We start from the raw sequence: 24,153 nt of genomic DNA on the forward strand, positions 1-24,153 counted from the left end.
GACCGACCATAGACCTCCCTGTCGGCCCCCGCTGCCATGATGGAGACATGACGGACAAGGCAGGCGTCGAGGACGCGATCGCGGCACTGCGCGCCATCGGGTATTACCTCGAGCGGGACCGGCAGCCGACGCACCGGGTGAAGGCGTACCGGCGGGCCGCCGACACCATCGCCGCGCTACCGGCCGCCGAGGTGCGCGCCCGCCGCCGTGCCGGGACGCTGACCGAGATCGCCGGTATCGGCCCGAAGACCGAGGCCGTCATCGTCGAGGCGATGGACGGCGCGACCCCGTCGTACCTGGTCAAGCTGGAGGAGGCGGCCGGCGAGCTGACCACCGCGGGCAAGCAGATGCGCGCGGACCTCAAGGCCGACCTGCATCTGCACTCGGAGTGGTCCGACGGCGGCAGCCCGATCGAGGAGATGGCGCGTACGGCGCATCGTCTCGGCCACTCGTACGTCGCGCTGACCGACCACTCGCCCCGGCTCACCGTCGCGAACGGGCTGTCCCGCGAACGCCGGCTCCAGCAGCTCGAGGTCGTTGCCGAGCTCAACAAGAAGCTGGCCGACGAGTTGGACGGCTTCCAGATCCTGAACGGGATCGAGGTCGACATCAACGAGGACGGCACGCTCGACTGCGACACCGAGATCCTGGCCCGGCTGGACGTGGTCGTCGCCAGCGTGCACTCGAAGCTGCGGATGGCGTCCGAGCCGATGACCGAGCGGATGGTCCGCGCGATCGCGAACCCGCACGTCGACATCCTCGGTCACTGCACCGGCCGGCTGATCACCGGCGGCCGCGGTACGCGTCCCGAGTCGGAGTTCGACCCCGAGGTGGTGTTCGAGGCCTGCCGTCAGTTCGGTACGGCGGTCGAGATCAACTCCCGGCCCGAACGCCTCGACCCGCCCAAACGCCTGCTGTCGATGGCGGTCGAGATGGACTGCATGTTCTCGATCGACACCGATGCGCACGCACCCGGTCAGCTCGACTGGCAGGTCTACGGCTGTGAACGCGCCGAGGACTGCGGTGTCACACCTGACCGCGTCATCAACACCTGGGACCAGCAGCAACTCCTGGAATGGACGGCATCATGAGCGATCTCGAGAAGGATCCGGCCGAAACCATCGGCACCGGTGACTGCGAAGGGCCCGCACTGGAGCTGCTCGAGGCGCGGGAGGTCGTGCTCGGCAGGACGACGAAGGTGCGGCGCCTGCTGCCCAACAAGAACCGTCGCATGGTCGGCGCGTGGTGCTTCGTGGACCACTACGGGCCGGATGACCTGACGCAACGCGTCGACTCGTACGACGTACCGGGGGAGCGCGGCATGCAGGTGCCGCCGCATCCGCACACGAGTCTGCAGACGGTCAGCTGGTTGTTCGAGGGCGAGATCGAGCACCGCGACAGCGTCGGCTCGCACGCGTTCGTCCGGCCGGGCGAGCTCAATATCATGACCGCCGGCAACGGCATCGCCCACTCCGAGATCTCGACCCCGACCGCCCCGCCGATGCTGCACGGCGCGCAACTGTGGGTCGCGCTTCCCGACTCGGTGCGTACGACGACGCCGCCGGCCTTCAACGCGTACGCCGACCTCCCGGAGCTCGAACTCGACGGCGCCCGCGCGACCGTCATGATCGGCACGGTCGCCGGTGTCACTTCACCAGCGCCCGCCTACACCCCGCTCGTCGGCGCCGACATCACCGTCGAGCCCGGTCGCACGCTGGCGCTCCCGCTCACCCCGTCCAACGAGTACGCCGTACTCGTCGTCGACGGCTCGCTCTCCGTCGGAGACCTGCACCCCGGCTTCGGCGAGATGGTCTACCTCGGCGCGAACCGCGAGTCGATAAATCTAGTTGCCTCCGACAACGGTGTCCGTTTCCTCCTGCTCGGCGGCGAACCGTTCGAGGAGCAGCTGGTGATGTGGTGGAACTTCATTGGCCGCTCCCACGAAGAGATCGTCGCCGCCCGCGAGTCCTGGCAGGCTGCCATCGCCGCGCGCGGCAACGACCGCTTCCCGATGGTCCCCGGCTACGACGGCGACCCGCTCCCCGCCCCGCCGCTGCCTGCTATCGCACTGAAGCCACGACCGCGGTCGCGCTGACCCGGCGCCGGTAGTACGCCCAGGTCAGGACCAGCAGCGCCGGACCCCACAGGTAGAGCGGCAGGTAGCAGGTAAGCATCAGCGCCTTCCACGCCGTGCTGGAGAACGGGATGAAGTGGTCCGTCCACACATCGCGGAAGCCGTAGGTCCAGATCGCGATCAGGGACAGGGCGCCCAGGGTCGCGGGGATGATCGCGGCGTACGGCGCGACCCGCCGGCCGCCGATGAACGGGATCCAGCCGGGGGCGACCTCGCCCCAGCGCTGCACCAGGCCGAGAGCCGTGAGCGCGACCAGCTCGGAGAAGATCGTCAGGCTGACGACGTACACCTTGCCGCCGAGACCCTCGAGGTAGGTCGGGTTGCCGTTGGCGTCGATCATGCCCATCGACGAGCCGAAGACCAGGCCGAGTCGCCACAGGCCGGACGGCAGGGTCAGCAACGGGACGATGTGCGCAAGGCGGTAGGCCCAGCGGGGGACAGGGCGTTCAGTCGTGTTCACCGTTCGAGCATCCGGCGAACCAGCCCGGCGCCACCTCACCCGCTGGAGGGAACGCGCTCCCTCCGGAGGACCTTTCAGAGCAGGTCGTGGTCGCGGGCGTACGCCACGGCCGCCGTCCGTGAAGGTACGTCGAGCTTCGCGAAGATGTTGGTGAGATGCCGCGCCACCGTCTTGTCGCTCAGCACCAGCAGCCCGGCGATCTCGGCATTGCTGTTGCCCACCGCAACCAATCGCAGCACGTCCAGCTCCCGGCCGGTGAGTCCGCTTGTACTGCGGCCGATCAGCTTCTCCGCCTCCTGACGCGCTGCGACGGTCCCGAGCTCGGCGAACGTCCGGCACGCTGCGGTCAGCTCGGCAGTCGCCGAGTCGTCGTCCCCGAGCAGCCGGACCGCCCGCCCGACCAGCACCTTCGCACGCGCGGCCTCGTACGGCGCCCGCAGCTCACTCCACAACTGTGCCGCCGTCCGAGCCTGCGGCAGCGCCCGGTCAGAATCCTCGGCCGCCAATGCCACGAGAGCCGAGCAGTACGCCGCCGACGCCCGCAGCCCCGCACACCCGAACTCCTCGGCGATAGTCGACAACTGACGCGCCGCCTCCTCGGCCTCGGCCGGCTCATCGCCCGCGATCAGTACCTCGACCGCCCCGGCCAGCAACCGCGATCGATGCACCGGATCACCCGTCTCCGCAAGCAACCGCCGTACGGCGGCAACCGCGCCCGACACCCGCCCACGCGCCACCATCAGCAGCGCACGCCCCGGCTGCGCCTCGTACCCGTAGCTGGCGGCCTGGTCGTACGACGACTCCGCGAGAGCGTAATCACCACGGATCCGCAGTACGTCGCCGCGCTCGCTCATCGCCAGCCCTGCCGCCACGTCGTACCCCAACGCCGCGTACCGCTGGCAGGCGTCCTCGAACTCCTCCAACGCCTCCGGGTACGCCGCATGCAACCGCAGGATCTGCCCTCGATGGACGGCGCACTGGCCGGTGAACGGCACCAGATCCGGCTGCGAGTCGCACCAGCGGGTGAGTGCCGTCGTCCACGCCGAGGCGCGCCCGAAGTCGAGCACCTCCTGGCACGCGTCGATCATGGCGCAGTAGACGGTGCCGGCGAAGACCGGTGAGAGCTCGCCGGCCGCGACGCCGACCATCGCCTCGTCCAGGGTGGCAAGGCCTTCCGGCACGTGACCGGCGTACATCATCATCCGGCCCTTGCACACCAGCCCTTGCGCGAGCAGATCAGGATCACCGTGCCGGCGCGCGACGCTGACGATCTCGTCGCCTACGGCCACTGCGCCGTCCAAGTCGCCGCGATCCACGCAGCGGAAGAAGTCGTGGATCAGCAGGTACCCCCGCTCGACCACATCGTCGGGCTGGTCGGCCAGCAACCGTTCGGCCCGCGCGGCCCACCCGCTGCCGACCGCCCCCTCGCCGCGGCCGTTGTGCACGCGGGCGAGCCAGAACGCGAACCGCACTGCGCCCGGCACCTCGCCGTTGTCGATCCGCAACCGGTATCCGCGCTGCAGAGCGCGGATGCAGTCGTCGATATCGCCGAGCAGGAACGCGGACATCGCCAGCGTCATCAGATCGTCCGCGCCGAGACCGGCCGACGACGGTTCGCCGTCGGCCGCGGTCAGCCGGTCATACGCAGCGGCCCAGTCGCGTCGCTCGAACGCGATCCGGGCTCGCTGCAGATCGTCGACAATCCCCATCAGCTGTCCCCCACTGGCGAGCATGCCCTGTCGGCTCAGGCGACGGCAAGACTCCGCTCGGTGCGGACCCGCGCCGCGATCCGCTTGGCGACGTACGCCGCGTCCCGGCCGACCCCCGGTAGCACCATCGAACTGAAGGAGTACTGGAACGACAGCCCGCAGAAGAACAGCCCGGGTGCGTTCTCGGCCACCCCGCGGTACTCGCGCGGCCAGCCGTCGGCGCCGACGAGCGGCATCTTGATCCAGTCGAACACCTGGCGGAACCCGGTCGCCCAGACCACGTTCGCGACGTCCAGCACCCGGCCGTCGGCCAGCATCGGCAGACCGTCCTGCGTTCCAGTCACCCGAGCCGGCACCCGCTCGACCCCGCGCTCGAGCAGATCTGCCCGCTTGACCCGGATCATCGGCCCGCCGTGGTGCCGGATGTGGCCCATCTCCTTCCGGCCCATCGGCGTCCGGCGGGTGAGCACATGCCGCCACGCGAACAGCATGAGCGGCCAGAAGAAGGCCTGGTTCGGCTTGCCCGGTGTGAACGGCACTTGTCCGGGATCGCGACCGCACAGGATCGTCTGGTGTGTCTGCGCGACCTCGTACGCGATGTCGGTACCGGAGTGCGAGCCGCCGACGACGAGAACCGCGCCGTCCTTGAGCTGCTCCGGCCGCTGGTACTCCGACGAATGCAGTTGCCGGATCGCCGGGTCGAGGTCGACCGCGAAGTCCGGGAGGTACGGCGTACGCCCGAAGGTGCCGGTGGCGACGACCACGTTGTCGGCGGTGAGCTGCTCGCGGCCGATCGTGACGATCCACTGGTCGTCGAGCCGCTCGAGCTTGTCGACCCGGGTGTTCGGCCGGATCGGCAGGTCGAAGCGCTCGGCGTACGACGCGAGGTAGTCGGCGACCTCGTCCTTGCCCGGGTAGTGCCACGGCTCGGCCGGGAACGGGAAGCCGGGCAGTCCGTCGTACTTCGCCGGCGAGTAGAGCTTGAGGCTGTCCCAGTGCGACCGCCACTGGTCTCCTACGCGGGCGTTGCCGTCGAGGATCGTGAACGGCTCACCGAGCCGCTGTAGGTGGTAACCGGTGGCGAGCCCGGCCTGTCCTGCGCCGATGATGATCGTGTTCATGCCTCGACGCTAGGAATTCCGGGGCACCTGCCGCGTCGGACGGAATGCGCAACTTGCTCGGGTGCCGACTACGAGGTTTGTCGTAGGTCGATCCAGTAGCGGCGGGTCAGGCCGAGCCAGGTGTCGCGGACGTCCTCGAGGACGCCGCCGTTGCGCTCGATCGTCCGCGCCGACGCCACGTTGTCGTCGTCGCAGCTGACCATCACCCGGTCCAGGCCGCGGGCACGGGCCTTGCCGAGCACCTGACCCAGGGCCCAGGACGCCAGACCACGGCGACGCGCCGACGGGCGAACGCCGTACCCGATGTGGCCGCCGCCCTCGAGCAGCTTCTCGTTGAGCGTGTGCCGGAGCGTGATCGCACCCAGATAGGTGCCGTCCTCAACGATCCACCAGTACGACGCGTGCACCCGGTCGGCCGGGATCTGCAGGTTGTCGTCGCTCTGCTCGCGGAGACGCTCGATCCAGTCGGCGAAACCCTCGGCGGTGCTGAGATCCGTGGCCTCCCACAGGCCGGCGCCGTCCTGGTGCTCGTCGCCCCACTCGCGGGACGACTCCAGGAAGGAGTCGCGCAGCTCGGCGGTCGGTTCGATCAGCTCAGGCATGGTCAGAAGGGTATGGCCGGTCCGCCGGGCATTCCCACCGAATATGCAAGCGGGCCGCTCACCCCGGTGTGGGATGAGCGGCCCGTGATGCTTCGGCGTCAGGCGCCGGCGCCCTCTTGCTTCACGCCGGCGACCGCGGTCGGGTCGTCGATGCGGAACTTGCGGGCAGCCTCGGCGGCGACCTCCGGCTTGACGTCACCGCGCTTGGCCAGGATCTCCAGCGTCGCGACGACGATCGACTCCGCGTCGACCTGGAAGTGCCGACGGGCCGCGGCCCGGGTGTCGGCCAGACCGAAGCCGTCGGTCCCGAGCGAGGTGTAGTCGTTCGGCACCCAGCGGGAGATCTGGTCCTGCACCGCGCGCATGAAGTCGCTGACGGCAACGACCGGGCCCTTGGTGTCCTTCAGCTGCTCAGTCACGAACGGCACCTGCTCCGGCTCCTCCGGGTGCAGCAGGTTGTGCTGCTCGGCGGCGACCGCGTCGCGGCGCAGTTCGTTCCACGAGGTCACGGACCAGATGTCCGCGGCAACGGAGTACTCCTCGGCGAGGATCTGCTGGGCCTTCTGCACCCACGGCAGCGCGACACCGGACCCGAGCAGCTGCACCCGGGGTACGTCGTCGCCCTCGGCGGTCTGGTACTCGTTGAAGCGGTACATGCCCTTGAGCAGCCCGTTGACGTCGAGGCCTTCCGGCTCGACCGGCTGGGCCACCGGCTCGTTGTAGACCGTGAGGTAATAGAAGACGTCCTCGCCGACCGGCTTGTCCGCGTCCAGGCCGTAGCCGTACATCCGGCGCAGGCCGTCCTTCACGATGTACGCGATCTCGTACGCGAAGGCCGGGTCGTAGTGCACGACGGCCGGGTTGGTCGAGGCGAGCAGCGGCGAGTGTCCGTCCGCGTGCTGCAGACCTTCACCGGTCAGCGTCGTCCGGCCGGCGGTGGCGCCGATCAGGAAGCCGCGGCCGAGCTGGTCGCCGAACGCCCACATGAAGTCGCCGGTGCGCTGGAACCCGAACATCGAGTAGAAGATGTAGAACGGGATCATCGGCTCGCCGTGGGTGGCGTACGCCGTACCCGCCGCGATCACCGAGCCCATCGCGCCGGCCTCGCTGATGCCCTCGTGCAGCAGCTGGCCCGCCGAGGACTCCTTCCACGACAGCAGCAGGTTGCGGTCGACGGCCTCGTAGTTCTGCCCGTGCGGCGAGTAGATCTTCGCCGTCGGGAACATCGAGTCCATACCGAACGTGCGGTACTCGTCCGGGGCGATCGGGACGATCCGGTGCCCGATCTCCGGGTCCTTCATCAGATCCCGGAACAGCCGGACCAGCGCCATCGTGGTGGCGATCGGCGCGTGGCTGCCCTTGGACAGCGGCTTGTACACGTCGTCGCCCGGAAGCTTCAGCGTCTTCGGTGCGACCTTGCGCTGCGGCAGCGAACCGCCGAGCTGCTTGCGGCGGTCCATCATGTACTGGTACTCCGGCGAGTCGGTGCCGGGGTGGAAGTACGGCGGGTTGTACGCGTCCTCGAGGTCCTTGTCCTCGATCGGCAGGTAGAGCCGGTCGCGGAACGCCTTCAGGTCGTCCGAGGTCAGCTTCTTCATCTGGTGGGTCGCGTTGCGGCCCTCCAGCGCCTCGATCGTCCAGCCCTTGATCGTCTGGGCCAGGATCACGGTCGGCTGGCCGACGTGCTCGGTCGCGCTCTTGAACGCGGCGTACACCTTGCGGTAGTCGTGACCGCCGCGGGGCAGCTTGCGCAGGTCCTCGTCGGACAGGTTGCTGACCATCTGCTGCAGCCGCTGGTCGCCGCCGAAGAAGTTGTTCCGGATGTACTCACCGGACTCGACGGAGTACGTCTGGAACTGGCCGTCGGGCGTGGTGTTCATCTTGTTCACCAGCGCGCCGTCGTGGTCCTGGGCCAGCAGGTTGTCCCACTCGCGGCCCCAGATCACCTTGATCACGTTCCAGCCGGCGCCGCGGAAGAAGGCCTCCAGCTCCTGGATGACCTTGCCGTTGCCGCGGACCGGTCCGTCCAGCTGCTGCAGGTTGCAGTTGATCACGAAGGTGAGGTTGTCGAGCTCCTCGCGCGCGGCCAGGCCGATCGCGCCGAGCGACTCCGGCTCACCCATCTCGCCGTCACCGAGGAACGCCCAGACGTGCTGCTGGCTGGTGTCCTTGATGCCGCGGTTGTGCAGGTACCGGTTGAAGCGCGCCTGGTAGATCGAGTTCAGCGCGGCCAGTCCCATCGAGACGGTCGGGAACTCCCAGAAGTCCGGCATCAGCCGGGGGTGCGGGTACGACGACAGGCCCTGGTGCGGGCCGCGGGAGACCTCCTGGCGGAACCCGTCCAGGTCGTCCGCGGACAACCGGCCCTCGAGGAAGGCGCGCGCGTACATACCGGGGGAGGCGTGACCCTGGATGAAGATCTGGTCGCCGCCGCCGGGGTGCTCCTTACCGCGGAAGAAGTGGTTGAAGCCGACCTCGTACAGGCTGGCAGCGGACTGGTAGGTGGCGATGTGGCCGCCGACCTCCAGGCCCTTGCGGTTGGCCTTGCTCACCATCACCGCGGCGTTCCACCGGATGAAAGCCCGGATCCGGCGCTCGATGTGCTCGTCGCCGGGGAACCAGGGCTCCCGCTCGGGCGGGATCGAGTTGATGTAGTCGGTGCTCCGCAGTGCGGGCACGCCGACCTGTCGCTCCCGGGCTCGCTCGATCAGTTTGAGCATCAGGTAGCGCGCTCGCGCCTTGCCCCGTTCGTCCAGGACGGCGTCGAGCGATTCGACCCATTCACGCGTCTCGTCGGGGTCGATGTCGGGGAGCTGGGTGGGCATCCCCTCGGTGATGATGGCTGGTGGTTCGTGTCCGGAAGCCACGGTGTCCTGCCGTTCTCTCTGGTTGCTCTTCACCGCAATCCTGTCACCTGTTCGGAATGCGTTCTACTTCGCCTTCCCTTCCGGCCCGATTCCGGCTGGCCGGACCTGATCCCAGCGGACACGCCCGGTACCCGCCACGCGGATACCGGACACGTCACGGATCCCTGGTGCATACTTGCGCGACGCGGTACGTCACGATGGACTATCGCTAGCTGAGTGGTAACTGACACCTACCCCCGGGCAAGCGGGGACCACGGAGGAGGACACGTGAGCGCGACCGCGGACCACGCGGACGGCAAGGGCGGAGTGCCGAACATGGCCTCCCGGCTCGGCCTGGAGGCCGGCTGGGTCGTCCAGGAGATCGGGTACGACGATGACTGCGACGACGAGTTCCGCGATGCGATCCGGGAGATCACCGGCGAGGCCTTCGTCGACGAGGACACCGACGAGGTCGTCGACGTCGTCCTGCTCTGGTTCCGCGAGGACGACGGTGACCTGGTCGACGCCTTCTTCGACATCCTGACCGACCTGAAGGCCGGCGGGGTCGTCTGGCTGCTGACGCCGAAGGTCGGTCGCGACGGGTACGTCGAGACCAGCGACATCACCGAGGCCGCCCCGGTGGCGGGCCTGGCCACGACCAGCACGCTGAGCGTCACCGACGACTGGTCCGCGACCAAACTGGTGGTTCCGAAGTCCGGCCGCCGCGGGTGACGATCCCGGCTGCCGGCAGCCGGGCCCCCGATTTCAGCACTCGGAACCAGTACGGCGAACAGGTCCGGCTGAGCGACCTCACCGGCAGGCGGGACGTCGTACTGGTCTTCTATCCGTACGCCTTCAGCCAGGTCTGCACCAGCGAACTGGCCGCCCTCCGGGACCGGCCTTCTTTGCTGGCGGCAGCCGAGTTCCTGGCGATCTCGTGCGACCCGATGTTCACCCTCCGCGCCTACGCGGACAACCAGAACCTCGGCTTCAGCCTGTTGACAGACTTCTGGCCCCACGGCGAGATCGCGACGTCGTACGGCGTCTTCGACGCGGAGCGTGGTTGCGCCCTGCGCGGCACGTTCGTGGTCGACCGTACGGGCCTGATCCGCTGGTCCGTCGTCAACGCGATCCCGGAGGCGCGCAACCCCGACGACTACGCGGAGGCTTTGGCAGCCCTGAACCTCAGGTAGACTCCTCCGGTCGTTTGATCCGGGCGGATAGCTCAGCGGTAGAGCGCTTCCCTTACAAGGAAGATGTCGGGGGTTCGATCCCCTCTTCGCCCACCAGTTCGGTTCAGAAGACCGCCTTCACCAGGCGGTCGAGCGCGGGCGGGAAGACCTGCAGCAGGTCCACCTCCGCGTCGCCCATCGTGATCAGGGCGGTCAGCGTCCTCGTACCGTCCGCGCTGCTGAACATCAGGGCGCCGTACCCGCCTGGTGCGCTGCCGTTGTGGTGGTAGATGGTCTCCGAGCCGGTGTCCTGCGCGAACAGGCCCAGGCCGTAGTTGAGCGGACCGCTCTTCGGCTCCGGCGTCCGCATCTCGGCCAGCAGGTCGGCGGGCAGGAGCTTCCCGCTCTGCAGCGCGGACATGAACACCTGCAGGTCCTGCGTGGTCGAGAGCATGCTCCCGGCGGCGAACAGGAGCGAGGGGTTCTGGTCGGTGACGTCGACCAGCTTCCAGTCGTCACCGTCCTGGTAGCGGAAGTACCCATGCGAGTGGGCTCCGGGAAGGTCGGTCCGGTCACCCGGCTCCAGCGTGCCGCTCAGGTCGAGCGGCTTCAGGATCCGCGACTCCAGCTCCGCGGCGAACGAGCGGCCGGTGACGGCCTCGATCAGCAGCGCGGCGACGGTGTAGTTGGTGTTGGCGTAGCTCCACTCGGTGCCCGGCTCGAACCGCGCCGGCTTGGCCAGCGCGAACTCGACCAGCTCGTCCGGCGTGTAGCCCTGCAGGCGGTGTTCGGCCCAGTCCTTGCCGGTCGCCGGGAGGCCCGGTACGACGGTGCCGTCGGGGAAGTACTCGCCCGTGTAGTTGAACAGCCCGCTGGTGTGGTTGAGCAGCATCCGCACAGTGATTCGCGGGTCCAGCTCGAACCTGGTGAGGTGTGGCGCGACCGGGCCGTCCAAGTCGAGCTTGCCCTCGGCCACCAGTTGCAGCACGACGGTCGAGACGAAGGTCTTCGTGACGCTGCCGACCCGGCCTTGCCCGTCCAGCGGCGGCTTCTCCGCGCTGCCGAGCTCACGGATGCCGGCGGTACCGACCCACTCTCCGTGTTCGTCGTGCACACGCAGTTCGAGTCCGCCGAAGCCGGCATCGACGAACTCCTGAGCCGCCTTCTGCAGCTCCGGGCGGTCCTGGTGGTTGGTGGGGGTTTGCGTCGACATATTCGTGCTCCTCAGTCTGTTCGTTGCTGTCGAGAACCACGCTGCCGATGTGCCCTGACACCGGACCGCCATCGCGCTGACACGCCTAGAGCGGTGCGAACGAATGCCCGGCCCACAGACGCCGCGACACCTCCTCGGGGTACGGCGTGATGGTCAGCTCGGTGGTGAATAGGGCGACCTGTCGGTGTGTGGCGTCGTACTGCGGCCAGCCGGGGTCGCCGGTGTGGGCGAACGCGGTCCACGCCGTCCGGAACAGCTGCGAGACCTGCTCCGCCGCGGGGAGTTGCTCGGGGTCGAGGAGGAAGCCGAGCAGGGGTGTGGTGCCGAAGACGAGAGGTACGTCGAGGCCGTGGCAGGCGCCGAGGCCGGTGTCCGGCCAAGCCAGCTCATAGACGTACGCGCGACCACCGCCGACGATCTGCGCTTCGGCCAGCCGATGGCTCGGCATGCGGAAGAGCCAGTCGGAGTGGACGAGCTCATAGATCCGCTCGGCGGTCGCGTCCGGGTAGGCCTCGCGGTAGCCGGCCGGTGCGAGGATCTCGAGGGCAGTTGCGGCGTCGTTCTCGGTCAGGTTGCCGAGGCGGCCGTCGGCGGCGAGGAGCAGGCGGTACTCGTCCCGCGTGTGGCCGGCGATCAGCTCGACCTCGCGGGCGGCTCCATCGGCCAGCGCGTCGAACGGCGTACGCGGGAGGACGTCACCGTCGACGACAGGCGCGAACGGGATGCCCGTATACGCCGCCGCGCCCCACCGGCTGATCTCCGGCTGCATCGCCGTGGCGAACATGTCCGAGGCGGCGACGAGGTCGGCCGTCGGGATGCGGCGCAGATCGTCGACCGTCGGCGCGACGTCCAGCAGGGCAGCGATCTCGGTCAGGATGTCGGCGGCCAGCGGCGGCGAGAAGGACGTCCCGGGCGCACTCTGCGTGATCGCCCGGCGGAACAGGCCGGCCGCTCGGGGCATGGCGAGGAGTGAGGCAACAGAGCCCGCCCCGGCCGACTCTCCGAACACGGTGACCCGATCCGGGTCGCCGCCGAACGCAGCGATGTTCGCGCGCACCCACTCCAGCGCGGCGACCTGGTCAAGCAGGCCGCGATTCGCCGGCGCGCCCTCCAGTTGCCCGAACCCGTCGACCCCGAGCCGGTGGTTGAACGTCACCACGACGACATCACCTTCGGCGGCCAGCCGGGTCCCGTCGTACGACGGATCGCCGGACTGCCCGATCGCATACGCGCCGCCGTAGATCCACACCATCACCGGAAGGGCTGCGTTGAGCTGCGGCGACCAGACGTTCACGGTCAGCCAGTCGTCGCCGGTCGCCGGGTTGGACGGCGGTCCGAAGACGAGCGATTGCGGCGGCGGTGGCCCGAACGAGAACGCGTCGCGTACGCCGTCCCACGGATCGGCCGGCTGCGGCGCCGCGAAGCGCAGTTCGCCCACCGGCGGCCGGGCGAACGGGATGCCGCGGAACACCGACAATCCGTTCTCGCTGCGGCCCCGAACGAGTCCGGTAGTCGTGCGGACCTGGGGGCCCGTCTCACTCATCGGCCCATGTTCCCGCCGTACGCGCGACCTGTCGCCAGGTTTGTCACGACGGGCCGTATCGGAACGCGCTGACACTCGTTGTGATCGGTGTCGTGAGTCGCACAATTCTTAACCATCGGCTGGTGAGAACGGACTCCTCCAGGGCGGGTCGCGGCTGGTAGGGTTCACGGCTGTCGGTCGGCGCGATGACATACCGGGTGCGCCCGGTCACGGCATCGTCCGGTCGGCGGAAATACGGGGCTGCTTTCGGTGTGAAGTGAGGCGGGTCTGCCCTGAACCCGCTCCGTCCAGTTCGGGAGGCGCGTGTCCGTGGGTCGCCAACTGGTCGGCGTCTCTACGCTCGTAGCCGGCGTGTGCATGCGTCCCGTCGTACCCGCACCTGACCCCGAGTTGCCGCTGGTGGTGGCATCGGCGTGAGAAGTGGTGCAGACCGGCCGGCGATCTCCACCGGGCCGGCATTGATGATTCCCGCGGGCTACCCACGCGACCTGCCGAGCGCACTGCTCCGGGCCGCGCGTGACTTCAGCGGTGCCGGAGTGGTCGAGATCGGGCCGGACGGCCGCGAGACCAAGCTGGACTTCCCGACGCTGCTCGAGCTGGCCGCCCGGATACTGGCCGGCCTGCGCGCGAACGGCGTACGTGCGGGTGATCCCGCGGTCGTGCACTGCACCGAGCCGGTCGGGTTCTTCGCCGCGTTCTGGGCCTGCACGCTCGGCGGCATCCGTCCGCTGCTCGTCGCGCCGAACCCCGGCGGCGACCGCACCGAGGAAGGCCGCGAGCGGCTCCGCAAGATCACCGACCTGCTCGGCTGGACGGTCCTGATCGGCCGCCCGTCCGACCTCCCGAACGACCTCGGCCTGCCGGTCCTCGACCCCGACGCGATGGCCGGCCACGAGCCGACCTCGGACTTCCACCGGCCCGCCGCGGACGATGTCGCCGTACTGATGCTGTCGTCGGGATCGACCGGTACGCCGAAGATCGTGCAGCTGACGCATCGCGGGCTGGTCGAGTTCGCCGCTGGTACGCCGGCGATGCTGCCGGTGCGGCCGGGGCAGACGACGCTGAACTGGTTGCCGCTCGATCGGAGCGGCGCGTTCCTGCTGTACCACCTGCTACCGGTGTTCACGGGGTGCACGAACATCCACGTGAACACGGACTGGGTGCTCGCCAACCCGCTGCGCTGGCTCGACCTGATGGACCAGCACCGGGTCAACCATTCGTGGTCGCCGAACTTCGGGTACCGGCTCGCGACCGCCGCGGTGGCGGGGGAGCCGGACCGGCATTGGGACCTGTCCGCGCTGCGCAGTCTGGTCAGCGGCGGCGAGCAGATCACCGTGCCGGTGATGTCGGAGTTCTTGCGCGTGACGAACCGGTTCGGCGTCGTACCGGAGACCTTCGTCGCGGCGTGGGGGATGACGGAGACGGTCACCGGGATCACCTTCGCGCGGCCGGGTCTGACACCGAACGTGCATCGGGTCCGCATCCCACCGACCGGCGTGGTCGAGTGGGTGGACCAGCGGCCGTCGTCCGGCAAGGTCGCCGTCGCGCGGCCGGGCAAGCCGCGGACCGAGATGCCGGGTGTGTTGTCGCTGGTGTCCGTCGGGGCACCGGCGCCCGGTACGACGGTGCGCATCGTGGCACCGAACGGCGCCGTACTGCCGGAAGGGCGGATCGGTCAGCTGCAGGTCGCGTCGGCTCGGGTGACGCCTGGGTACCTCGGGAACCTGGAGGCCGATCGCACTGCCTTCCCGGTGGGGAACTGGCCGGCGCGCAAATGGCTCGCGACCGGCGATCAAGGGTTCATCACCGGTGGGCAGGTCGTCATCACCGGCCGGGACAGCGAACGCATCATCATGTCCGGCAAGCTCCACTACGCCCACGACATCGAGTCCGTCGCGACGACCGTGGTCGGCGCCGAACACGGACTGGTCGCGGCGTGCGGCGTCGCGGACGAGGAGTCCGGGACCGACCGCCTGGTCGTGTTCTACGCGCTGACGCCCGAGTCGGTCCCCGGCATGGACCAGGCCATCCGCAGCCTGATCCAGACCCGCCTCGGCCTCCCCGCACAGGTCATCGGCGTACCGCGTCGCGACTTCCCGACGACTCCCGGCGGCAAGATCCTCCGCCCGCTACTGAAGCAACGATGGATCGACGGCACCCTCCTCCAACCCCCCGCCGCCCCCCACGTAGAACCAGCCGGCGCCACCCCCAACTCAGGCCCCACCGGCCAAGGCCCGTCCGCCACCCCCGAGACCACGCCGTACGCCGACGAGGACCCCTCGGAACGCACCACCGAACTCCCGGTAGTCCGCCTGGCCTGGAAACGCGAACTCCAAAACTCCATCCCCACACCCCCCTCCCGCCCCACCCTCGGCACCCCACCTCCCGAGCCCACCGCCCCCGCGACACCCAACGCCGCCCCGGCCGACTTTGAGGCGGAGGCCTCTGCGGCACCAACCGCCGCCGAGGCGGAGGCCTCTGCGGCACCAACCGCCGCCCCGGCCGACCACGCTCCGACCGCTCCGGCTCCGACCGCCCTCGCCCCAACTGTGGAGTCGCCGGAGTCCGCGACCCCGGCAACCAACCCCGCGGCCTCCCCCGAGCAGCCGGTCGCCGATCCTGCCGCGCGCGACACCGTCGCCACCGACATCGCGCCGACCGATCACGCCCCGACCGGCCCCGCGCCAACCGCGCCTGCCTCGGAGCCGGCCGAGTCCGCGACGACTGAACCCGCGGCGTACGACGATGCGTCGGCCGCCGAGCCCGCATCCTCCGACCCAACTGCGGACCAGCCAACCGCAGACGAGGCGACGGACGCGTCAACCGCGGACGAGGCGACGGACGCGTCGACCGCGGACGAGGCGACGGACGCGTCGACCGCGGACGAGGCGACGGACGCGTCAACCGCGGACGAGGCAACCGGGGATGACCCGATCGCGGACGAGCCGGCCGCGCAGAAGTCGGGTGCGCCTGCTCAGCCGGTGCCCGGCGGTCGGGCGTCCGACCCGTCGGCGTCTGCCCCCTCAGGCCCTGAGCTGTCTGTTCCCGAGCCGTCCGACGCCGAGCCGCCGACGGCCGTGCTCACCCGTATCGACCCGACCGCAACGAAGGCCCCCGAAGAGCCCTCGGCAGCCTCCGTGGACCAGCCCGTCGGCGACGCAACCGAAGTACCCGCAACCGAAGTACCCGCAACCGAGGCCGACTCGGCCGACGCCGCGTCGTCGTCCCAGGCACCGACCGCCGCCGCAGAACCGCCCGCGCTCAGCGAATTCATGTCGCCCACCGCCGGTCCCGAGACGGCACCATCACCTGCGGCCGAGCCGACCACTGCCGCTGACGCCGATCCGGCCACCAGCGCTGACGCCGATCCGGCCACCGCCGCTGACGCCGATCCGGCCACTAGCGCTGACGCCGAGCTGACCACCGCCGCTGACGCCGTACCCGATGCAGACCGCGAGCCGACTGCGGAGACCGCGGAGCCGGTGGAGCCCTCTGCACCTGAAGCACCCGAAGCCACCGCGGAGTCTGCCGGTGAGCATGAGTCGAACCCGACCCAGTCCGAGCAGACGACGGCAGCATCCGCACCGGAAGCCGTCGCCGTACCTACGACCGAGCCTGAGGTACGCCGGGACGAGCCCGAGCCCGCGACTCAACACGTCGGATCCGAGGCCGCGCCGTCTTCGTCCAGCGCAACCGCAGCAGCTGAGCCGAGCCAGGAGCAGTCCGCTTCGAAGGCTTCACCCGCAGCGGAGAGCAGTGGCGCCGCAGCAGCCGTAGTACCTGGAGCTGGCGCCAACGCGAACTCGGAGCAGACAGGACCGGCGACAGGAGCCGGACCCGACTCCGAGCCGACTGCAACACCCGCGGCTGAGAATGAGGCGACTGATAAGGCTGCCGGGTCCGAGACGGACGCGGGGGCTGTGTCTCATCGCGAGGCCGTGGCCGAGCAGACCTCGTCCGACGTCGGCACAGCCGCGGTGGACGCTCCGTCTGCGGCGGATGACGACGTCCAGGAACCAGGCAGCGACGAGTCCACCGTCGCACGGGTCGTTTCGGGCGACTCAGACGACTCAGACGACGAGCAATCTCCGGAGGAGCAGGCGGCATCGGCCTCGGTCGAGGCGCAGGCTGCTGACCAAGAGGACAGCGAGACTGAGCCGGCCGCCCCGTCGACGAACGCCTACGACCCGGAGCAGGCTGACCGCGCACAGGCGGAGCAGGACCGCGAGTACGACGCCACGCAGGCGGATGCTCCTGAGGACAACCGCGAGGACGAGGCGCCTTCGGATGAGCGGATCGCGTCCGACTCGGATGATGTCGAGTCGGACGGCGTACCCGCGGACGCGGATGTAGCTGAGGCGGATGTAGCTGAGGCGGATGTAGCTGAGGCGGATGTAGCTGAGGCGGATGTAGCTGAGGCGGATGTAGCTGAGGCGGATGTAGCTGAGGCGGATGTAGCTGAGGCGGATGTAGCTGAGGCGGATGTAGCTGAGGCGGATGTAGCTGAGGCGGATGTAGCTGAGGCGGATGTAGCTGAGGCGGATGTAGCTGAGGCGGATGTAGCTGAGGCGGATGTAGCTGAGGCGGATGTAGCTGAGGCGGATGAGGCCGAGGCCGGCGAGACGTCAGAGGGTTCGGATGGCGTGGCGGCGGAGGCTGCGGCGGTCGTGGACGAGGCTTCCGACGGTCGGCAGGATGCGGCTGTTGTGGAGGCCGGGGAGTCCAGCACCGGGGAATCCGAGGAAGCTGCTTCCGACCAGGCCGCGGTAGCTGCGTCGGCTGAGGCTGAGGTGACCGCCCCGGGAGAGGCTGGGGCGACCGCGACCGGTGATCTCGAGGCTGCGGAGTCGGAGTCGGCTGAGGGTGCGGAGGTCGAGGAAGCCGGTGACGGTGCCGCCGAGGTAGCTGCGGTTGCGTCCGCGGCGACTACCGCGCCTGCCGGTGCCACGGAGGCTCCTGCCGAGGCGAGTGCTGCGAAGGCTGCCACAGAAGCTGATGCCCGCGAGGCTGGTGGGCCGCGGGTTGAGGTCGGTGTGGTGGAGCCGGTGGCTGTGGTGGGGGTGGCCGGGCGGTTCCCGGGGGCTGAGGGGGTTGAGCAGTTCTGGGAGAACCTCGTCGGGGGTGTGGAGAGTGTTCGGCGGTTCTCGCCGGAGGAGGTTGCGCAGGCTGACGGGGCGGTTGCTGTCAGCGGCGTGTTGGAGCACGTCGAGTCGTTCGATGCGAAGTTCTTCGGGTTGAGTGATCGCGAAGCCGAGCTGATGGATCCGGCCCAGCGGTTGTTCCTCGAGGTTTGTCATCAGGCTCTGGAGCACGGTGGGTACGCCGGTACTTCCGGCCGCGTCGGCGTGTTCGCGGGCTCGGGTATGAACCTCTACCACCGCCAGCACCAGTCACGCGACTCCCTCGCCACCCGCGTCGCCTACCGCCTCGGTCTGACCGGCCCCGCGATCGGCGTGCAGTCGGCCTGGTCGTCCTCGCTGGTCGCAGTACACCTGGCCTGCCAGGCGTTGCGTTCGGGCGACGCGGATCTCGCGCTCGCCGGCGCCGCCGCCGTACAGGTGCCTCAGGCAACGAGTTATCACCCGACGCCGGAGTCGATCCTGTCGCCGAGTGGGCATGTGCGCGCGTTCGCGGCCGACGCCGACGGCACGGTTGGCGGCAACGGTGTCGCCGCCGTACTGCTGAAGCGTCTCGACCAGGCCCTCGCCGACGGCGACACGGTGTACGCCGTGATCCGCGGTACGGCGGTCAGCAACGCCGACGCCCCGTCGGGCAACCAGGTCGAACTGATCGAGCGCGCGCTCGAGCGGGCCGGGTTCGACGCCGACTCGCTCAGCTACATCGAGGCGAACGGGATCGGCAGCCCGACCGCCGACGCGGCCGAGATGCGCTCGCTGACCACCGCGCTCAGAAGGCACACGGACAAGGTCGGCTTCTGCACGATCGGCTCGGTGAAGCCGAACATCGGCCACCTCGACAGCGCCGCGGGTATGGCCGGCCTGATCAAGACGATCCTGATGCTGCAGCACCGGATGCTCGTCCCGACGATCAACTACACCGTGCCGAACCCGGCGCTCGCCCTCGACGGCAGCCCGTTCGTGATCGGGACCGAGGCGCGCGATTGGACCGCCGACGGTACGACGCTGCGCGCCGGCGTCAGCGCGATCGATGCCGGCGGCACCAATGCGCTCGTGATCCTCGAGGAGGCGCCCCGGCAGATCCGCCGCGGCGACGACGGCCCCGTCGTACTCCCGCTCTCCGCGCCCGATCCGGACGCGCTCGCCGACCTCGTCGAGCTGTACCGCACGGACCTCGACCACGGCACCGGGCACCGACTCATCGACCTCGCCGGTACGGCGGCACTCGGCCGCCCGGCGCACCGGCACCGGATCGCGGTCGCGGGCGGCACCGAGGCCGAGCTGGTCGAGGCGCTCGGGTCCGCGCAGGCAACCGAAGCACCGCGTGGTGGACCTGGCCCGCTGGGCTATGCCTTCACCGGACAGGGCGCCGCGCGTCGCGGGATGGCGGCCGGGCTCGCCGCGCGCTTCCCGGTGTTCCGGTCGGTGCTCGACGAGTGCGACCGCGTGTATCACGAGGAGACCGGCGGCAGCCTGCTCGAGCTCCTGCTGACCCCGGCGGCCGGTACTGCGGAAGGCGTGTGGCCGACCGAGACCGCGCAGCCGGCCCTGTTCGCGTTTGAGCTCGCACTTGCGCGGCTTTGGCAGTCGTTCGGTGTGCAGCCCGCGCTCGTCGTCGGCCACAGCGTGGGGGAGTACGCCGCTCTGTGTGTCGCGGGCGCGTTGTCGCTGCAGGACGGCGTACGACTGACCGCGAAGCGTGGCGAGCTGATGCAGCGCGGGACCGTTCCCGGTGCGATGGTGTCGGTTCGCGCGGATGCCGATCGGGTTCGCGAGATTGCGCGCACCGCCGGCGTGGAGGTTGCTGCAGGCAACGGTCCCCAGTCGTTCGTGCTGACCGGGTCCGAGGTGATCGTCGGGCAGCTCGCGGCGCAACTGGATCGGCTGGAGGTCGCCTGGCAGCGGCTGGATGTCGACCGGGCGTTCCACAGTTCGTTGGTCGACCCAATCTTGTCGGACTTTGCCGAGATCGTCGGCGAGATCACGCTGAAGCCGTTGCGGACGCCGATGGTGTCGAGCTGGTCCGGTGATCTGCTCGAGTCCGGGACTGTGCTCGACGGTGACTATCTCGTCGGGCAGTTGCGGCAGCCGGTGCTGTTCGGGGATGCGGTCGAGGCGGTCACGGCCGCTGGATGCCGGCGGTTCCTGGAGCTCGGGCCGGACGCCGTACTGAGTCCTGCCGGTCGACGGATCGCGCCGAACAGCACGTGGATCCCGGCGCAGCGCCTCGGCCAGGACCCGGTGCTCGCGACGATGAACGGGCTGGCCGAGCTGTACGAGCAGGGCACCGAGATCGCCTGGGCCAAGGTCTACCCGGACGGCGGGCGCGTGCCGTTGCCGACGTACCCGTTCCGTCGCGTGTACCACCCGGTGGATCCGTCGGTGACGGTTGTGGTCGGTCCTGGTACGGCGGTTGCCGGGGACAACAATGCGGTCGCGGCGCGGCAGCCGAACGCGTTCGAACGGGCCGCGCGGGCGCAGTCGCCGGTGTTCGACCCGCCGTCGAACGCTGCGGTGAAGCGGATCCCGCTGGACCCGCCGACGCAGCCGGTCGAGCCCGAGCCGGCGGTGGTCGAGGAGAGCGAGCGGTCGCCGTTCGCGCTCCCGGCCGAGACGCATGCGATCGACGCGGACTATTTGACGCAGGCCGGGGCGCTGTCGGGGAGCGAGGCCGAGCGGTATCGCGAATCGCTGAACGTCGTACTGGATCTGACGTGTGAGCAGCTGAACCTCGATCCGTACGACCTGACGGTGGACCACACGTTCGCGGAGTTGGGCGCGACGCCGGCGTCGATGGCGCCGGTCATCGACGAGATCACCAGGCGCTTCGAGGCGGAGCTGACGCCGGACGATCTGTTCCTCACGTACACGACACCGCACAAGCTCGCGACCGCAGTAGCCGTCCAAACCGCCGAGCCGGAGGCCGACGAGGAGCCGGTGAAGGACGCTGAGACGGCCGAGACCGCTGGGTTGCCGGCTGATGCCGGGCCGGTGCGCGGTTCCGGTACGGCTGGGGCGGCGAAGGATGCTGAACCGGCTGAGCGTGCTGGATCGGTGGACGCGGTCGGTGGTACGGAAGGTGCCGAGTCTGCCGAGTCTGTGGAGGGTGCGGCCGCGGGTGATGTTGCGGTCGAGGAGTCCGCTGAGCGGGTGGGTGGGCTGGCGGTTGCGCGGGATCCGCGGGCGGCGTTGGCTGTGCTCGGGTCGGGGCTGGCTGAGCTTGCGGCCAAGGTGGATGAGGCCGCGGCGGCTACCAGCGAGGCCGAGCTGCCGGGGAGCGGTATGGCTGCGCTGATGTCGCAGCAGCTCCGCGTAGCAGGCCAGTTGGTCGACGGCGTCACCCAACTCATGCGCGAACAGCTGGCCCTCCTCGGCGACCAGACAGACGAGTCCGAGAACGCGGACCGCGTCGAGCAGACGATGCAGGCAGACGCCGCCGCGCCGGCCAAGGAGACGCAGCAGGCAGACGCCGCCACGCCGACGGAGCAGGCCGGACGGGACGAGCAGGCCGCAGAGGCGCCGCAAGGCAAGCGAGTCGCGCAAGGTGAGCAGGTCGCGCAAGGTAAGCAGGCTGACGAGCCGGAAGGCGCGCAGGGTAAGCAGGCTGTAGCCGAGGCGTCGGTGGAGGCTGTCGCCGCAGCGGACCAGGCGGACGGTTCCTGGGTTGATGGTGATCTGGAGATTGCGGCGCAGCGGCAAGCAAATGCCGACCAGCGCCGGGCCGATCTCGCCTACTGGAATCAGTTGCTGGCCGGAGCCGAGCCCTTGGTGCTGCCGGCCGACCACGTCCGCCCGGCCGGTGACGACACCGTTGCCTCGGTCAAGCAAGAGTTGGAAGAAGACCTCGGCGACGCAGTCTTCGCCTTCAGCCGCGAGCGCAAGCTCAGTCCGGTCATGACCATGCTCGCCGCAGTCTCCACAGTCCTCGGCCGGTTCACCGCCCAGGAAGACGTGACCATCGGTTCAGCGCTGACCCGCCCGAAGGGCGACACCTCGACCGCACCCCGCCGCGCGCTCCCACTCCGCATCGACCTCTCCGGCGAGCCCGACCTGGGCGAGCTCGCCCAGCGCGTCCGCGACATCACCGCCGGCGCCTTCGACCACGCCGGCACCGACCTCGCCGTACTCGAGCGCGAGCCGCTCTTCCAGATCCTCGTCGACTTCGAGGACGGCGACGACGACCTGCCCGCGACGGTCGACGTCCGGTTCCGCCTGACCCACCACGGTGCCGGCATCACCTGTACGGCGGACTACCGCCCCGGACTGTTCGAGCAGGCAACGATCGAGCGCCTGCTCGACTACCTCGCCGAAGTGTTGCGTAGGGCAACGACCCGGCCGAACCTCCGGATCCCCCAACTCGTCATCCCGATCGAGGCAGACCTCAGGGCGCTCCGCGAACTCGAGGGCGACGTCGACCCGACCGGTCCGATCGGCCGGGCACGCCGCGATGCGGTCGTCGCCGGCGAACTCAGCGGTCTGCACACCCTGTTCGAGCAGCAGGTCGCCCGTACGCCGGACGCAATCGCGCTGGTACAAGGCGATCGTGAGCTCACGTACGCCGAACTCGACCGCCGCTCGAACGCCGTCGCCTGGCAACTGGTCGACCTCGGCGTCAAGCCCGGCCAGCTCGTCGCCGTACGCGTTGCCCGAGGCACCGAAATGGTTGTCGCGGTCCTCGCCGTGCTCAAGTCCGGCGCCGCCTACCTCCCGCTGGATCCCGGCGTACCGGAGTCCCGCTGGGCGTTCATGGTCCAGGACGCCGCGGCGGTCGCGCTGGTCGGCGACGACGCAGCGCTGGCCGATCGGCTCGGCCTCCGACTGGTCCCGGTAGCCGCAGCGGACGGCGACCCAAGAGCACGCCAGGCCCCGCCGGTGCGCGCCGCCGCGGACGATGTTGCCTACTGCATCTACACGTCCGGCTCGACTGGGAACCCGAAGGGCGTCATCGTCCCGCACCGCGGCCCGGTCAACCTGGTCCGGCACTACCTCCGGACCAGGAGATCGCTGCGGACGTTGCAGTGGACATCGTTCGGCTTCGACGTACACGTGCAGGAGATGTTCACGACCCTGGCTTCAGGCGCGGCGCTCGTGCTGATCGGCGAGGACGACCGGTACGACCCGGACGCGGTCGTCGCGGCGCTGCGCGATCACCAGGTCGAGCGGTTGTTCATGGCCTTCAGCCCGCTGACCGCGTTGCTGGCGACCATGCGCCGCCTGCCCGAGCTGCCCGCCCTGCGCGAGATCGTCGCCGGCGGCGAGGCGATGGTGCTCACGCACAAGGTGCGAGACTTCCTCGACGCGCATCCGGACTGCCGGCTGTTCAACGAGTACGGCCCGGCCGAGGCGTCGATTGTGACCACGATCCACGAGGTCGACCCGGCCGAGGACCGTCCGTCGATCGGTCGCCCGATCGAGGGTGTCGTCGTACGCCTGCTGGACGCGGCCCTTCGGCCCGTGCCGGTCGGCGCCGTCGGCGAGATCCACCTCGGCGGCGCGGCGGTGGCCCAGGGCTACATCGGCCGGCCGGAGGAGACCGAGCTGGCTTTCGTACCGGATCCGGGCCATCCGGGCGCGCGCCTGTACCGCAGCCGCGACCTCGGCCGCTGGCGCGCCGACGGCATGCTCGAGTACCTCGGTCGCGCCGACGACCAGGTGAAGATCCGCGGCCACCGGGTCGAGCCCGGCGAGACCGAGCATGTGCTGGCCGATCAGCCCGGTGTGGTCGACGCGGTCGTGGTCGCCCAGGCGAATCCGGGCGGCGACATCTGCCTGATCGGGTACGTCGTCCTCGAGGACAGCGACCCCGCCGTACTGGCGCGGCTGATGCTTGACCTGGGCAAGGAACTGCCGATCTACCTGGTTCCGGCGGACCTGATCCCGATCGAGGAACTCCCGCTGGACGACAACGGCCGCCTCGACCGCACCCGCCTTCCGGAACCGGAGTGGCTCAAGCCGTAGCGAGGTCGGTTCTGCACCGTGGGCGGGGGGTCAGGTTCAGTAGCAGCCCTCCCGCAGCCACCGACCGCCGTCCGCGATGCAGAACCCGCGTTCGATCTCGTCCCTCCACCAGATCGATCACTCACCAAGTCGGTCGGACGCCTCCTGAAGCTCGGTGGTTCCCGACCTGCGGGTCACACGGTTGCGGCGGGAGAGTCTCCTCGCCCGCCGCTCACGTGTCCGGTTGATCCAAGGCCCCCCTCGATCAACCGCTCCAG

General features: G+C 69.7%; 12 protein-coding genes and 1 tRNA gene. 6 read left to right on the forward strand and 7 right to left on the reverse strand.

All coding sequences use genetic code 11. The features are described from left to right. The first annotated feature begins 47 nt into the window (after nucleotides 1–47). Nucleotides 48–1,091, forward strand: coding sequence for a PHP domain-containing protein (locus FDA38_RS12635; protein WP_137254018.1), 1,044 nt, complete (start codon nucleotides 48–50; stop codon nucleotides 1,089–1,091). Further along, a complete protein-coding gene (locus FDA38_RS12640) occupies nucleotides 1,088–2,095 on the forward strand; it encodes a pirin family protein (RefSeq protein WP_137254019.1) in 1,008 nt (335 codons plus the stop codon). Before FDA38_RS12635 ends, FDA38_RS12640 begins: the two co-directional genes overlap by 4 nt. On the opposite strand, the gene FDA38_RS12645 is transcribed toward FDA38_RS12640, so the two are convergent. The 5 genes from FDA38_RS12645 to aceE form a co-directional block, all read right to left on the reverse strand. Continuing rightward, nucleotides 2,061–2,594, reverse strand: a complete 534-nt coding sequence (locus tag FDA38_RS12645; protein WP_137254020.1) for a hypothetical protein — start codon at nucleotides 2,592–2,594, stop codon at nucleotides 2,061–2,063. The genes FDA38_RS12640 and FDA38_RS12645 overlap by 35 nt on opposite strands. A gap of 74 nt (nucleotides 2,595–2,668) precedes the next feature. Further along, the gene (locus tag FDA38_RS12650) at nucleotides 2,669–4,303 is read right to left on the reverse strand and encodes a LuxR family transcriptional regulator (protein ID WP_137254021.1); all 1,635 of its coding nucleotides are present in this window, start codon (nucleotides 4,301–4,303) and stop codon (nucleotides 2,669–2,671) included. 35 nt (nucleotides 4,304–4,338) lie between these two features. Then, on the reverse strand, nucleotides 4,339–5,424 hold the full coding sequence (locus FDA38_RS12655) for a flavin-containing monooxygenase (protein ID WP_137254022.1): 1,086 nt from the start codon (nucleotides 5,422–5,424) through the stop codon (nucleotides 4,339–4,341). 68 nt (nucleotides 5,425–5,492) lie between these two features. Beyond that, on the reverse strand, nucleotides 5,493–6,026 hold the full coding sequence (locus tag FDA38_RS12660) for a GNAT family N-acetyltransferase (RefSeq protein ID WP_137254023.1): 534 nt from the start codon (nucleotides 6,024–6,026) through the stop codon (nucleotides 5,493–5,495). 98 nt (nucleotides 6,027–6,124) lie between these two features. Continuing rightward, nucleotides 6,125–8,851: a pyruvate dehydrogenase (acetyl-transferring), homodimeric type gene (aceE, locus tag FDA38_RS12665; RefSeq protein ID WP_202877664.1), complete on the reverse strand. Its 2,727-nt coding sequence runs from the start codon at nucleotides 8,849–8,851 to the stop codon at nucleotides 6,125–6,127. A 309-nt stretch (nucleotides 8,852–9,160) separates the two neighbouring features. Here aceE and FDA38_RS12670 point away from each other — a divergent pair, with 309 nt between their 5' ends. The 3 genes from FDA38_RS12670 to FDA38_RS12680 all read left to right on the forward strand — a co-directional run bounded on the left by FDA38_RS12670 (nucleotide 9,161) and on the right by FDA38_RS12680 (nucleotide 10,161). After that, nucleotides 9,161–9,604, forward strand: a complete 444-nt coding sequence (locus tag FDA38_RS12670) for a DUF3052 domain-containing protein (RefSeq protein WP_137254024.1) — start codon at nucleotides 9,161–9,163, stop codon at nucleotides 9,602–9,604. Continuing rightward, nucleotides 9,601–10,065 (forward strand): peroxiredoxin, encoded by a 465-nt coding sequence (locus FDA38_RS12675; protein ID WP_202877621.1) that lies wholly within the window; start codon nucleotides 9,601–9,603, stop codon nucleotides 10,063–10,065. The genes FDA38_RS12670 and FDA38_RS12675 overlap by 4 nt, the downstream gene beginning before the upstream one ends. Nucleotides 10,066–10,086: 21 nt before the next feature. Further along, a tRNA-Val gene (locus FDA38_RS12680) sits at nucleotides 10,087–10,161 on the forward strand. A gap of 7 nt (nucleotides 10,162–10,168) precedes the next feature. Here FDA38_RS12680 and FDA38_RS12685 read toward each other — a convergent pair. Both FDA38_RS12685 and FDA38_RS12690 read right to left on the reverse strand, forming a co-directional pair. Then, entirely contained in the window at nucleotides 10,169–11,257 is a 1,089-nt protein-coding gene (locus FDA38_RS12685) for a serine hydrolase domain-containing protein (RefSeq protein WP_137254025.1), read from the reverse strand. 85 nt (nucleotides 11,258–11,342) lie between these two features. Then, nucleotides 11,343–12,800 carry a carboxylesterase/lipase family protein gene (locus tag FDA38_RS12690; RefSeq protein WP_137254026.1) on the reverse strand — a complete coding sequence of 486 codons (1,458 nt, stop codon included), beginning with the start codon at nucleotides 12,798–12,800 and terminating at the stop codon, nucleotides 11,343–11,345. Between the two features lie 413 nt (nucleotides 12,801–13,213). Between FDA38_RS12690 and FDA38_RS12695 the strand changes: the two genes are divergently transcribed. Continuing rightward, the gene (locus tag FDA38_RS12695) at nucleotides 13,214–23,896 is read left to right on the forward strand and encodes a non-ribosomal peptide synthetase/type I polyketide synthase (RefSeq protein ID WP_137254235.1); all 10,683 of its coding nucleotides are present in this window, start codon (nucleotides 13,214–13,216) and stop codon (nucleotides 23,894–23,896) included. Nucleotides 23,897–24,153 lie beyond the last annotated feature (257 nt).

It is taken from the genome of Kribbella jiaozuonensis, assembly GCF_005233875.1.
GTDB lineage: Bacteria > Actinomycetota > Actinomycetes > Propionibacteriales > Kribbellaceae > Kribbella > Kribbella jiaozuonensis.